This is a genomic window from Companilactobacillus kimchii DSM 13961 = JCM 10707, from assembly GCF_001435445.1.
Classification (GTDB): domain Bacteria; phylum Bacillota; class Bacilli; order Lactobacillales; family Lactobacillaceae; genus Companilactobacillus; species Companilactobacillus kimchii.
In genome coordinates, this window is record NZ_AZDH01000014.1 from 13,762 (window position 1) to 27,839 (window position 14,078).

Sequence of the window (14,078 nt, forward strand, 5' to 3'; positions counted from 1 at the left end):
TCTAGTCATCCCAAACCCATGAGTTGCCATTACGTTCCAACAACATTTCAGCTGCATCAGGACCCATTGAACCACTCAAGTAATTTGGAAAATCAGGTGTCTGTTCATCCCAACGATTTCTGATCGTATCAATATACTTCCAAGTACTTCTCAATTCATCCCAAAGAGTGAAATGAACACGATTACCAGAAAGAATATCAATGATCAAACTTTCATAAGCTTCACGAGCTTTGTCGAACTCAGCTTCTTCTGGGAATGAAATAAAGTCTTGACCTGATTCTTTATAGTTAATTCCATTGATTAAAATACTATTACCATTAACCCTCTCAATCAATAGGGTAATGACAGTATTAGGTTTGATACCTACTTCATCAACCTTATCATTGAAAACGATATCGATTCTTGAGGATTTTTCAGGCATACGTTTACCGGAACGAACATAGAATGGCACACCACTCCAACGTTCTGTGTCAAATTGGATATTACCTGCAACAAAAGTTTCAATATTAGAATCCTCGGCCACATTATCCTCTTGACGATAGGCCTTTTCATCACCTAATTTATCAGTATCATATTGACCACGTACAAAGTCAGTATCAACTCCTTCAGGAGTCAATTCTTTAAGACTGCTAAATAGATCAGTCTTATTCTTGTGAATAATCTTAGCATCTGTAGCTTCAGGATCATCGCTGGCAACAGCACCAATAATTTGCATAATATGATTTTGTACCATATCACGTAATACACCTGCTGTTTCGTAGTAGCCACCACGATCTTCAACACCAAGAGATTCAGCAAGCGTGATTTGAATATTTGAAACATACTTGTTATTCATTGCTGCTTCAAGCTTAGGGTTATTGGCACGAATGTGAGGGATATCTTGAATCATTTCCTTACCTAAGTAATGATCGATACGATAAATATCATCCTCTGGGAAAGCTTTAGAAATATTACCGTTTAATTCGCAGGCAGAATCCAAGTCACGACCAAATGGCTTCTCAATTACCAAACGATTATAACCGTCCTCAGTCTTCAAACCTTCTGAATTAATATGTTCAGCAACTGTACCAAAGAATCTAGGAGCAATAGCCATGTAGTAAACACGATTATGACCAGCTTCAAATTGATCATCTAATTTAGCAGCCAAATTCTTCAAAGCAATATAATGTTCTGAATCATTAACGTCATGTGATTGATAGAAGAAGTGTTTAGCAAACCCCTTCATGATATCCTCACTATCATCAAAGTAATCTTTCAAAGAGGTGATAACAGTTTCACGGAAATAATCATCACTCCATGGACGACGAGCAGTACCAATGACGGCAAAATGATCTTTTAAAATCCCCGATTTATAAAGACGGAACAAAGATGGATATAGTTTCCGATGAGCTAAATCACCAGATCCCCCAAAAATAATAAAAATTGCTGATTTTTCTGTAACCATTTTTAAACTCCTTTGAATGCATCATGTAGTTATATTTTACAACATGAATTATTAAACATCTTGATTTATGACTTATTATTTTTTAAATAATTTGTTATCCATGCCTACTCTAACGGCATTACTTATCTTACGTTTTAAATAATACTCCCTAGAGTGTACTTTAACGCAAGCCATATGCTAAAAAGAGCCCAAAAAAATAATCCTCCGTTTAACGGTGGGATTATTTTTTAATTAAAAATTATTTTGTTTCTTCTTTAGAATCAGCAGGCTTTGTATCTTCTACCTTTTCTGTTACTTCTTTTGTTTCTGTTTCGTCTGACTTAGTGTCATCTGAAACTTCTGCCTTGGCATTTTCCTTAGCAGCATCGTTTTTAACTTCTTTGTTATCTTCTGCAGCCTTATCAGTAGCTGGCTTTGTAGCACCAGCAGCGACTGGAGTTGTACGACGAATGAAATTCAAATCAAATGTTAAATAAATTCCATCACAGTCAACAACAACTTCTTTGTTATCACGATCGATTGATGCAACAACACCTTTAATACCACCAAGTGTGACAACCTTGTCACCTTTTGACATTTCTTTAAGCATTTCTTGACGCTTTTGTTGTTGTTTCTTTTGTGGACGAATGGAGATAAAGTACATACCAACAAACATAATAACAACAAAGATCAAAAGACCCATTGAGCCACCAGCACCAGCGCCGGCACCTAACGTAAGCATATTCAAATTTTCCACCTCTTAATAATTTACATACTTATAGGTTACCAAAAATATAACCTTGTTTCCAGACTAGAAGACTTTTCTTATCAAAATCTTCTAAAATTTCTTAGCATCTTTTTTATTAAAACCATATTCTTCAAAGACATGTTCTCTAAATTCAAGTAAGTTATCATCCCTGATAGCTTGACGAACACCCTTCATCAAGTTCAACAAGAAGTATAGATTATGGTAACTAGTCAAATGTGTACCAAATAATTCATTGGCATTGATCAAATGACGAATATAAGCACGTGTATAGTTACGACATACGTAACAATCACAGTTATCATCCAATGGTGTAAAGTCATGAGCATACTTAGAATTCTTAACAACTAAACGACCATGACTAGTCATACATGTACCATTACGAGCAATTCTAGTTGGTAGAACACAGTCAAACATATCAATTCCACGGATAACACCATCAATCAAGGAATCAGCTGTACCAACTCCCATTAGGTATCTAGGTTTATTTTCGGGCAACATTGGTGTTGTAAAATCTAACACTCGATTCATTTCACCCTTTGATTCACCAACGGACAAACCACCAATTGAGTAACCCGGGAAATCCATGCTGACAAGATCACGAGCACTTTGTTTACGAAGATCTTCAAATCCTCCACCTTGAACAATTCCAAATAGAGCTTGCCAATCAGGATTACGATGGGCTTGTAAACCACGTTCAGCCCAACGACTAGTTCTGGCAACTGACTTTTTAATATAATCGTAACTTTCAAAGAATGGTGGACATTCATCCAAACTCATCATGATATCAGGGCCCAAATAGTTTTCAATCTTGATAGCTTTTTCTGGTGAAAGAAATTCCTGACGACCATTTAAATGATTTCTAAAGTGAACTCCCGCTTCAGTGATATCACGCATATTAGCTAGTGAGAAAACTTGGAAACCACCTGAATCAGTCAAAATACCTTTGTCCCAATTCATGAATTTGTGTAAACCACCGGCTTCTTGAACAATATCTTCACCAGGACGTAACCATAAGTGATAAGTATTTGCCAAGATAATTGAAGCACCAATTTTTTCCAAATCCTCAGGTGCCATATTTTTAACAGATGCTTCCGTTCCAACAGGCATAAACATTGGTGTTTCAAATGTTCCATGGGGTGTCTCTAACAATCCTAAACGAGCACCAGTATGCTTTTCCTTCTTAATTAATGTGTACTTAATAGCCGATTCCATAACTTTCCTCTACTTAATGAACATTGCATCCCCAAAACTAAAGAAGCGATATTTCTCTTCTACAGCGTGTTGGTATGCGTTCAAAATATTTTCTCTTCCAGTAAATGCTGCAACTAACATAACTAAAGTTGATTTTGGCAAATGGAAGTTAGTAATAAATTCATCAACAACTTTCCATTCGTAACCTGGTTTAATAAAAATATCAGTCCAGCCACTGTCAGCTTTAATCTCACCGTTAAATTTAGTTCCAATTGTCTCCAAGGTTCTAATTGAAGTTGTTCCGGTTGCAACAATCTTGCCACCATTCTTCTTTACTTCATTCAGAGTCTTAGCGGAATCTTCATCTAGACGATAGAATTCAGAGTGCATCACATGCTTACTAATATCTGATTCAGTCACTGGTCTAAAAGTTCCTAAACCAACGTGCAAAGTAATATAAACTAACTTAACGCCTTTATCCTCAACCTTTTTCAACAAATCTTTAGTCCAATGAAGACCTGCTGTTGGAGCAGCAGCTGAACCATTTTCCTTAGCATAAACAGTTTGGTAACGATCAGGATCGTCTAATTTTTCCTTGATATAAGGAGGTAAAGGCATTTCACCTAATTGTTCTAGGATCTCCATAAAGATACCTTGATAGTGGAATTCAATGATCTTGCCACCATGTTCAAGATCTTCAAGTACCTCTGCCTCAAGTTGTCCGTCACCGAACTCAACTTTTGTTCCTACTTTGGCACGTCGAGCAGGTTTCATTAAGACTTCCCACTTATCACCTTCAATATTATTTAAAAGTAATACTTCCTCATGTCCATCAGTATCTTCTTTAGTACCATACAAACGTGCTGGTAAAACACGAGAATTGTTCATTACCAAAGCGTCACCAGGATTTAAATAATCAAGAATATCATAAAAATGCTTGTCCTGATATTCTCCTGTTTCATGATCCAAGACTAATAATCTTGATTGATCACGATTTTTAATTGGTGTTTGCGCAATAAGTTCTTCTGGCAAATCATAATCAAAATCTTCTGTTGTTAGTGTCATTGTAAACTCTCCTTTTAATCGTGGAATAATGTTTTTCTTGAGATACACCAAAACGAGTAAATCACTTTACTCGTTTTGTTCGGGATAAGGTAGTCCCATGTGTTCATAACCTTTTCTCGTGACAACACGACCTTTAGCTGTACGCTTCAAGAATCCCATTTGCATTAGATATGGTTCATAAACTTCTTCAATTGTTTCTTGTTCTTCACCAATATTAGCGGCGATAACTTTCAAACCAACTGGACCACCACTATAAAGTTCAATTATCATCGATAAAATTCGACGGTCAAGATGATCAAGTCCAGCATCATCAACTTGTAATTGGTTCAGAGCTGATTCAGCCATATCGTAGTCAATCGTATCTTTATTGGCAACTTGAGCAAAATCACGCACTCGTTTCAACAAACGGTTGGCAATTCTAGGTGTTCCTCGAGATCGACGAGCAATTTCATGGGCCCCTTCTTCGTCAACGTTAATATTCAAAACATTAGCCGAACGAAAAACAATCTTGGACAATTCATCTATGGTATAGTACTCCATTCTTTCGACAATTCCAAACCGATCTCGTAAAGGAGCCGAAAGTTTCCCGGCAGCGGTCGTAGCACCAATCAGTGTATAAGGAACTAGTTGATGATGTAGCGATCGCGATTCACTACCTTGGCCAACAATAATATCAATGTAGAAATCCTCCATAGCTGAATAGAGTACTTCTTCAATAGCTCGAGGCATACGATGAATTTCATCGATGAATAGGACATCACCGGGTTCCAATTCATCCAAAACAGCTACTAAATCACCAGACTTTTCAATCGAAGGACCAGTAGTTGTATGAATGTTGACCCCCATTTCGTTAGCGATGATCATAGCCAACGTTGTTTTACCTAACCCCGGAGGACCATATAGCAAAACATGATCTAGTGTCTGTTGACGTTGCTTAGCTGCCTTGATGTAGACATCCAATTCTTTTTTTGCCTTCTCTTGACCTAAGTATTGGTCAAAAGTTTGCGGACGGAGTGTTTGTTCAATAACATCTTCATTGTTATCAAGTGAATCCGCATCCGTTAAACGTTCACTCTCATCATTCTCGTTATTTGCGATTTTTAACACTCCCTTCTTTTCAAAAGTTTATTTATTTGCTTAGTAATTTAAGACCAGCACGCAAGTATTCATCAGCACTCTTTAAATGTTCTTTTTCAAGTGTCGACTTAACCTTACTAATTTCTTTAGGTGAATAACCAAGTGATTCCAAGGCTGCCAATCCATCTTCCAACTCTTGACTTAGACCACTACTGAATTCAACCGGAGCCTCACCAAGTGTCATTTGACCTTCAGCTGTAAATTTGCCAGATAGATCCAAGATAATTTGTTGAGCCGTTTTCTTACCAATTTTAGGAAATTTAGTTAAGAATTTAACATCATCATTTTCAATCGCATGAATCAAACCTTGCAAGTCTTGCCCAGCTAAAATAGCTAAAGCACTCTTTGGTCCAATTCCGGAAACACTAATTAAATGTAGAAAAATGTTCTTCTCGTTTAAATCATAAAATCCGTACAATGACTGTTCATTGTCACGAACAATTTGTTCGACGTAAACTCTAGCCTCTTGATTTTCTTCATAACGATAAGGATTAGCCACTTGAACCTTATATCCTACACCTTTAACATCCACAACAATATACGAAGGGGTAATTGCCGTAATTAAACCATTTAAATATTCAAACATAATTTATTCACTCTCTCTAGTATCATGTGGATCTTGAATTCTCTTGAACATCTTTTCCAAATCTTTGTTACTGAATTCAACCAAAACTGGACGTCCATGAGGACAATTATAAGGATTTTCAGCCTTAGTCAAATTATGGAGCAATTGTACTGCTTCACGATCGTCAATATGATGATTGGCCTTAATAGCACGTTTACAACTCATCATGATGGCATTTTTTTCACGGAAACTGGCAACACTGATTTTAGAATCATTTAGCACATAGTCAACCATTTCCTTGATAGTTGATTCTTCTTGCCCGGGAACAAACCATGTGGGGTGGGTATTGACGACAAAACTATTTTGACCAAAATCATCCAAATAGAGTCCAATACTTTCCAAAATTGGTTTCTTTTCTCTAATTAAAATACTTTCCGAATTGGGATAATCCAAAACGATTGGCACCAACAATTTTTGTTGATCATTGGAAACTTTCCCAATCTCTTTACGATAATATTCATAGTTAACTCGCTCTTGCGCTGCGTGTTGATCAATTAGATAAAATCCGTCTTCACTTTCAGCGACTAAATAAGTTCCATGAATCTGTCCAATATAACGTAGATCAGGAAAACCACTCTTCTCTTCTTGATTGATAGGTTCAGGCTTTGTCATATCAGCTTTCTGAGATTGACTGTTTAAAACTTTTACTTTAGATTCAGTTTCCCTTTGTAACCGTTGATCCCAAGATTTTAAATGATCAGGGTCTTTAAAAATTGGCATCCCCGTCATTGGTGTTTCAAAAGTTCCATTTGTTTCCATGGGTTGAGACTGTTCACTTGGCATTGAGCTTGCCGGTTCAACACTCTTCGTAGGTGTACTTAATGGTTCACTGATCTTGTCGATTGTGGCAATATCATTGAAACTAATCTGTTCTGGCTTATAAGTATCAACTGTCTTAATAGGTTCTTTTCTACCCAGATTCTTAACAGCATCAGGAATCAAATTTTGATCTGACAAACGGTTTTTAATTCCTTCACTGATCAAGTCACCGATATGTCCCTCATTTGAAAGTCTGACCTCTTGTTTTGTCGGATGAACATTAATATCAACCAAACTGGGATCCATTTTAATATCGATCACCGCAACCGGAAATCTGGCTACCATCAATTTAGAACCATAGCCCCGAATCACTGCATTAGTTAATTGGAAATTACGAATATAACGTCCATTCAAAATCAGTGAAATGTAAGAACGATTAGAACGTGTCGTATCTGGTTTAGAAAAGAAGCCATGTATTTCATAATCTGGATCAGAATTTTCAAACTCCAGCATATGACTGGCAATTGTTCGACCATAGATACCAGCTATTGTCTGTTGAAGATTATCATTGCCTGATGTCCAAACTAAATCTTTTCCTTCGTTAATTAATCTAAAGGAAATATCGGGATGTCCCATTGCCAAACGATCAACAATATCAACAATTTTGTTCAATTCTGTATGCAGTGACTTCACATATTTTAAACGAGCTGGTGTATTAAAGAACATATCTTCAACCGTGATGGTTGTCCCTTTGGAACGAGCAAAGGTTTCCTTCTTAACCAATTCATTACCTGAATATTTGGCACGAACAGCTGATTTGCCATCGGTACTTGTTAAAACCATTAACTTAGAAATAGAAGCAATACTAGCTAAGGCCTCACCACGAAATCCTAATGTCCTGATATTGAATAAATCACGATCATTAGCAATTTTACTAGTGGTATGAGGTAAAAAAGCTACTTCAACATCATCTGAAGAAATACCTTTTCCATTGTCATTAACTTCTATTAGTTTCAATCCAGCTTGCTGAATCGTAATTAGCACTTGAGTTGCTTGTGCATCGATGGAATTTTCCACCAGCTCTTTCACGACTGATGCGGGGCGTTCAATAACTTCCCCAGCCGCAATCTGGTTACTTAATTCAACTGGTAGTTCATGAATTATACCCACGTTTTCCACCTTCTTTTATTTAAGTTTCTTCTGCCACTTGTAAAGTAAATTGATGGCATCAATTGGTGTGACACTCATTAAATCTTGATTATTTAGTTCCTTGAGAACTTGATTCTCTTTAGATGATAATTTCTTAGTTGGTTTAGATGTTTCTGGGAACAACGACATTTGTGTGTCTTCTGCCACTTCTGGTTCAGATTTTGACTCTGGTTTTGATTCAGGAACAACCTCTGGTTCTGGTTGAACTTTTACAACTGGTTGAACATCTTCATGAATACTATCAGATGTCGTCGTATGAACCGAAGTTTCTTCCAAACTACTCAAAATTTTACCAGCTCGAACTAATACGTCATTTGGTAATCCGGCCAACCTAGCAACGTGGATACCATATGATTTGTCGGCTGGACCAGGCAATACTTTATGAAGAAAGACTAAATCACCATTCTCCTCTGAAGCATCAACGTGCACATTCTTTAAACCAGGCAACTGACTTTCTAGTTCAGTCAATTCATGATAGTGAGTTGAGAACAAAGTCATCGCCTTAACATGCTTATCGATGTACTCAATAATTGCTTGAGCCAAAGCCATTCCATCATAAGTAGCTGTTCCTCGACCGATTTCATCAAAGATGATCAAACTGTTTGGAGTAGCGTTCTTCAAAGCATCATTAGCCTCACGCATCTCAACCATGAAAGTCGAATCACCAGAAATAAGGTCATCAGCGGCTCCAATTCTAGTAAAGATATGGTCAAAGATAGGCATCTGTGCAGAATCAGCGGGTACAAAACATCCAATTTGAGCCATGATAACTGTTAAAGCCATCTGACGCATATAGGTACTCTTACCAGACATGTTGGGACCAGTAATCAGAAGAATATCTGTCTGATCATCAAAGTCAACGTTATTAGGAATATAACTATTATTACTCAAAACTTTTTCCACAACCGGATGACGACCATTAGTGATGTTTAACTCATGCTTGTCAATAAACTCTGGTGCAACGTAATGATACTCTTCACTGACAACCGCAAAACTCTGCAAAACATCTAAACGTGACAAGATGTTAGCTAGTGATTGGATTCGTCTAATCTGATCTTTAATCTTCTTTCTGATTTGATCAAATAAGTGATATTCCAAGCTCTTGGATTTCTCTTCAGCTTCAAGGATTAAACTTTCCTTATCCTTTAGTTCAGGCGTAATATATCTTTCGGCGTTAACTAGAGTCTGCTTTCTTTGATAGCGGTCTTCAGGAATTTTGTCGATATTAGCACGACTAACTTCAATGTAATAACCGAAAACTTTGTTATAACCGATTTTCAGATTATTGATGCCAGTCAATTCTTGTTCCTTAGCCTTCAAAGTAGCTAACCACTGCTTACCATTCTTCGAGGCATCTAGATATTTATCGAGTTGGTCATTGTAACCTTCTTTAATCAAGCCACCACCAGTAATGGATATTGGAGCTTCCTCCACAATAGCTTTGTCGATCAGTTCACGAATATCAGCCACTTCATCAATTTTTTCCACATAGGCTGTCAATTCATCGTCGCCAATGTCTAAAAGAATCGATTTTATCTCGGGTACTTGTTCGAGCGAGGTCTTTAACTGAATCAAATCACGTCCATTGACAGTTCCATAAGCTACTCGACCAGCTAATCGTTCCAAATCGTAAACTTTTGTTAAATAGTCTTGGAAGGATGATCTTTGGAAATAGTTATCCATAAAGACTTGAACGAAGTGCTGACGTTCTTTCAACTTCTCAACACTGATCAAAGGACGAGCTAACCATTGTTTTAACAACCGACTACCCATAGCAGTTTTAGTCTCATCCAATAACCACAAAAGTGTTCCGGATTTCTTATTAGTCCGGATATTTTTGAACAATTCTAGATTACTTTGAGCTGAATGATCCATCAATAAATATGAAGAAGTCTCATATGATTGAGCAGCCTTCAAATGATCCAGTGAACGCATCTGCGTCTTGATTAAATAACTTATCAACAGCTTAACGGTGGATACTTCTAAATCTGAACTGATTTGTGAGAAATCAAAACTGTAATTGTCATCCAGTTCATCCAATTTAGAAATTAGAATACCGTATTTACGTAATTGATCGAGATATTTTTGTGGGAAACTGCCGGAAACGACAGTTTCTTTAGTATCCAAATTTTGCAATTCATTTGTTAAATCTAATTGGCTAGTAACTGATGTAACCTTTACTTCACCGGTGGATAAGTCTGCATAAGCTAGGCCAAAGACATCTTTATTAGCTGTGATTGCTGTGATGTAATTGTTCTCTTTAGCTTGATCCGATTTGTCCATGATAGTACCTGGTGTAACTACTCGTGTAACACCACGTTTAACCATCTTACCTTCTGCGTCAGCGGGATTCTCCAATTGATCACAGACAGCAACTTTATAGCCTTTATCCACAAGTGTATCGATATAACCCTCAATTGCATGATGAGGAACTCCACACATTGGGATGCCTTCATCAGCTTTTTTATTACGGGATGTCAAAGTTAGTTCCAGGATCTGTGAACCTTTAACGGCATCGTCGTAGAACATTTCATAAAAATCACCGACACGATATAACAAAAAAGCATCTGGATATTGTTTCTTATACTCCAGATATTGCTCCATCATTGGTGTTTCTTTAGTTTTTTGAGGCATGAATTCCCCTCCATTAATTCAAGAAAGATTGATTGTTTGGTGTAATGACATAGTTCTTGATACTACGTGCATTATTTGTTTGATCATTAATTTCAATAACTGCGAATCCGATTTGCATGCGACCATCTTCGTCGACATCAAATTTGTTAGGTCTTTGTGTTAGGAAACGATTGATGATTGGTTCTTTTTTGTCACCCAAAATACCATCATATGAGCCGGTCATTCCGACATCAGTTAAGTAAGCTGTTTGCTTGTTGATAACCTGTGCATCATTTGTTTGAACGTGAGTATGTGTACCACAGACAGCTGAGACACGACCAGTCACATAATTACCAAAGGCAATTTTTTCACTAGTTGTTTCAGCGTGGAAGTCGACAAACTTGATAGCATCTTTATCTAAAGTTTCAAGCAACTTATCAGCTTCAAGGAATGGATTATCGATTGGTTGCATCAAAGCAGTACCCATCATATTGATAACATAGACTTTTTTAGTATTCACATTAATTTCTAGATAACCACGCCCAGGAACATGATTGCCAGGAAAATTATATGGACGGAGAATATTTTTCTTCGGATCATCGATAAAGTCAAGGATCTCACGCTTATCCCAAGTATGATTTCCTCCCGTTACGACATCAGCACCGGCACGAGTGATTTTTTGATAATCAGGCTCTTTTGTACCCTTGCCACCAGCGGCGTTCTCACCATTAACAATTGTTAATTGTGGTTTAACCTTCTTCTTGATCTCAGGTAGATATGTTTCTATAGCTTTAATGCCGACAGAACCTACGACATCGCCAACGAAAAGTATTTTCATTATATTTTTATCCCCAATCTTTACCTATGATATTGTATCAATTTTAGAGGAAATTAAAAAGACCAGACGAACGTCTGGTCGTATATTTTAACACTTAAAAACTTCCTTTTAAATCCGAAGGCAAATTATGTTCCCAGCTATATTGTTGGATTGTTTTCCTACCCACTAATAAATTCGAATAGCTATTTTTATTTAAAATATAATTTCTCTTGTTGATATTATAGACTTTCACTTCGCAAAAATAATCAAATTTATAAAATTTTATAACTACTTTTTGCACTGAAACTTGGGAACTTCGAAAGTTTCTTGACATAGTAACAAGAATTAACAACATGTCTAATTCTAATAATTTACCTAAATTGGAATACGAAGATATTAATTCAGGTTATGGAACACTCAATAAAGATATAAGTAAAAAATTCGATAATAGAAAAGGCATTCTGTTTGAAAAAAATAATATTTTATTTGGTAAACTACGGCCATATTTAAAAAAATGGTATCTATCGAACTTTAAGGGTATTGCATTAGGAGATTTCTGGGTATTAAAAACTAAAGGGACAAACGTAAATTTTGTTTACTATTTAATACAATCTTCAAGTTACCAAAAGGTTGCTAATAACACATCTGGAACAAAAATGCCCAGATCGGATTGGAAAAGTGTGTCACAATCACCTTTCTATATTCCTAGTATTCCTGAACAAAGTAGAGTTGGGAATATTCTAAAGGACGTCGATTTGTCTATTACTCTACAACAACGGCAGTTAGACCTATATAAGAAACTTAAAAAGGGATTATTGCAGAAACTATTCCCTAAAAATGGGAAAAGAGTACCTGAGGTGAGATTTGTTAATTTTTCTGAGGATTGGGAAGAATATAAGTTAAGTGATCTAAGTACAGTTTCAACTGGAAAAGCGTTTAGTAGTTCTGATTTTAATGAAAATGGAAAATATCTAGTAATAACCAATAAGAATATTTCAAATGATTCCAAATCTAATAGTTTTAAAACCGATAGAATCGATATATCTGATACAAAAACAATTCAAAAGTACAATTTAGACGGAAAAAATATTTTAGTTACAATGGACGGCGTTAATTTAGGAAAAACAGGATTATTCTCTAATAAAAATGCTGTACTTGCTCAAAGAGTTGGAAGGATTCAATCGAATCAATTTGAATTTGTATATCAAATAACATCTAGTAATCGTTTCTTGTCAGAAATGAGGAAACTATCAGTTGGAAATGCTATCAAACATATTTCTTTGAAACAGATTTCAAATTATATTAATTTAGTGCCTAAAAGTGTTATGGAACAACGATATATCGGAATTTTATTAAAAAATATTGATGACACAAGTATTACACAAAATAAAAAAATAAAAGAATTAAAAACTTTGAAAAAATATCTACTGCAAAAGTTATTTATTTAACAAAAACGAATGCTAGATTTTTAAACTTCTGGATAATAAATACTGGTATCTAAATTTAATACCATATAAATTATTCGGAGGTTTTTTCTATGTCCAGAACTAAATCGTCACAATTATTTTATAAGTATTATGAAGAATGGATTGAATTGTACAAAGTTAATGCTATTAGATCAGTAACTTTAGATAAATACTATATGTGTTTAAAGTGGATTACTAAATTGGTTCCAGAATTAAAATTAAATGATTTGAATCGTCGAACTTATCAGAAATTGATCAATGATTATGCTTTGGAACATGAGAAACAAACAACTCTAGATTTTCATCATCAAGTAAAAAGTGCAATCATAGATGCTTTAGATGAAGGATTAATCAAACAAAACCCTACCCGGAAAATTGTTATTAAAGGTAAAAAGCCAGGTAATAAAAAACCGAAGTTTTTAAATCAATATGAGTTACAACAACTAATTAGACAACTTGATTTAGGAACGGAATTGAATTGGGATTGGTATATTTTACTAGTAGCTAAAACTGGATTAAGATTTGCGGAAGCTTTGGCGATTACTCCAAATGATTTTGACTTTACCAAGCAATTATTAAACGTTAGTAAAACTTGGAATTATCGGGCAACAAAGGGTGGATTTCAACCGACAAAAAACTTTTCTTCAATTAGAAAAGTACAACTCGATTGGCAAACTGCTATGCAATTCTCACAATTGGTGAAGAATTTACCTGAAGATGAACCGATTTTTGTTAAACGACGTGTTTTTAATTCGACTGTAAACAACCGTCTAACTGTTCTATGTAAACATGCTCAAGTCCCTGTCATAACTGTTCATGGACTTAGACATACTCATGCTTCAATTCTTTTATTTGCTGGTGTTTCAATTGCCAGTGTTGCGAGAAGACTTGGGCACTCTAATATGACCACCACACAAGATACTTATCTTCATATTATTCAAGAACTAGAAACACAAGATGGTGAAAAAATAATGAGGCAAATGGCTCAATTAATGTAAAAAATC

Annotated in this window: 11 protein-coding genes; 2 read left to right on the plus strand and 9 right to left on the minus strand. The window is 35.8% G+C overall.

Features of this window, described 5'->3' with window-relative positions:
- Position 1: 1 nt before the first annotated feature.
- The 9 genes from zwf to FC97_RS05570 all read right to left on the minus strand — a co-directional run bounded on the left by zwf (position 2) and on the right by FC97_RS05570 (position 11,629).
- Positions 2–1,444 carry a glucose-6-phosphate dehydrogenase gene (gene zwf / locus FC97_RS05530; RefSeq protein WP_054642552.1) on the minus strand — a complete coding sequence of 481 codons (1,443 nt, stop codon included), beginning with the start codon at positions 1,442–1,444 and terminating at the stop codon, positions 2–4.
- A 238-nt stretch (positions 1,445–1,682) separates the two neighbouring features.
- Complete coding sequence (gene yajC / locus FC97_RS05535; protein WP_054642575.1) at positions 1,683–2,165, minus strand: preprotein translocase subunit YajC; 483 nt, start codon at positions 2,163–2,165, stop codon at positions 1,683–1,685.
- Between the two features lie 96 nt (positions 2,166–2,261).
- Complete coding sequence (tgt, locus tag FC97_RS05540; protein ID WP_054642551.1) at positions 2,262–3,404, minus strand: tRNA guanosine(34) transglycosylase Tgt; 1,143 nt, start codon at positions 3,402–3,404, stop codon at positions 2,262–2,264.
- Between the two features lie 9 nt (positions 3,405–3,413).
- Complete coding sequence (queA, locus tag FC97_RS05545; RefSeq protein WP_025084634.1) at positions 3,414–4,448, minus strand: tRNA preQ1(34) S-adenosylmethionine ribosyltransferase-isomerase QueA; 1,035 nt, start codon at positions 4,446–4,448, stop codon at positions 3,414–3,416.
- A gap of 66 nt (positions 4,449–4,514) precedes the next feature.
- Positions 4,515–5,546, minus strand: a complete 1,032-nt coding sequence (ruvB, locus tag FC97_RS05550) for a Holliday junction branch migration DNA helicase RuvB (RefSeq protein ID WP_054642574.1) — start codon at positions 5,544–5,546, stop codon at positions 4,515–4,517.
- Positions 5,547–5,577: 31 nt separating this feature from the next.
- On the minus strand, positions 5,578–6,171 hold the full coding sequence (gene ruvA / locus FC97_RS05555; RefSeq protein WP_054642550.1) for a Holliday junction branch migration protein RuvA: 594 nt from the start codon (positions 6,169–6,171) through the stop codon (positions 5,578–5,580).
- A 3-nt stretch (positions 6,172–6,174) separates the two neighbouring features.
- Positions 6,175–8,139, minus strand: a complete 1,965-nt coding sequence (mutL, locus tag FC97_RS05560) for a DNA mismatch repair endonuclease MutL (protein WP_056967911.1) — start codon at positions 8,137–8,139, stop codon at positions 6,175–6,177.
- A gap of 15 nt (positions 8,140–8,154) precedes the next feature.
- Entirely contained in the window at positions 8,155–10,812 is a 2,658-nt protein-coding gene (mutS, locus tag FC97_RS05565) for a DNA mismatch repair protein MutS (RefSeq protein ID WP_056967913.1), read from the minus strand.
- Positions 10,813–10,825: 13 nt separating this feature from the next.
- On the minus strand, positions 10,826–11,629 hold the full coding sequence (locus FC97_RS05570) for a TIGR00282 family metallophosphoesterase (RefSeq protein ID WP_054642549.1): 804 nt from the start codon (positions 11,627–11,629) through the stop codon (positions 10,826–10,828).
- A gap of 263 nt (positions 11,630–11,892) precedes the next feature.
- Between FC97_RS05570 and FC97_RS13660 the strand changes: the two genes are divergently transcribed.
- A complete protein-coding gene (locus FC97_RS13660) occupies positions 11,893–13,056 on the plus strand; it encodes a restriction endonuclease subunit S (RefSeq protein WP_256970468.1) in 1,164 nt (387 codons plus the stop codon).
- An 89-nt stretch (positions 13,057–13,145) separates the two neighbouring features.
- Positions 13,146–14,072, plus strand: coding sequence for a site-specific integrase (locus tag FC97_RS05580; protein ID WP_054642546.1), 927 nt, complete (start codon positions 13,146–13,148; stop codon positions 14,070–14,072).
- The last annotated feature ends 6 nt before the right edge of the window (positions 14,073–14,078 follow it).

Coding starts and splice junctions, on each gene's coding strand:
- zwf (WP_054642552.1), bottom strand. CDS start 1,444: ATGGTTACAGAAAAATCAGCAATTTTTATTATTTTTGGGGGATCTGGT.
- yajC (WP_054642575.1), bottom strand. CDS start 2,165: ATGCTTACGTTAGGTGCCGGCGCTGGTGCTGGTGGCTCAATGGGTCTT.
- tgt (WP_054642551.1), bottom strand. CDS start 3,404: ATGGAATCGGCTATTAAGTACACATTAATTAAGAAGGAAAAGCATACT.
- queA (WP_025084634.1), bottom strand. CDS start 4,448: ATGACACTAACAACAGAAGATTTTGATTATGATTTGCCAGAAGAACTT.
- ruvA (WP_054642550.1), bottom strand. CDS start 6,171: ATGTTTGAATATTTAAATGGTTTAATTACGGCAATTACCCCTTCGTAT.
- mutS (WP_056967913.1), bottom strand. CDS start 10,812: ATGCCTCAAAAAACTAAAGAAACACCAATGATGGAGCAATATCTGGAG.
- FC97_RS05570 (WP_054642549.1), bottom strand. CDS start 11,629: ATGAAAATACTTTTCGTTGGCGATGTCGTAGGTTCTGTCGGCATTAAA.
- FC97_RS05580 (WP_054642546.1), top strand. CDS start 13,146: ATGTCCAGAACTAAATCGTCACAATTATTTTATAAGTATTATGAAGAA.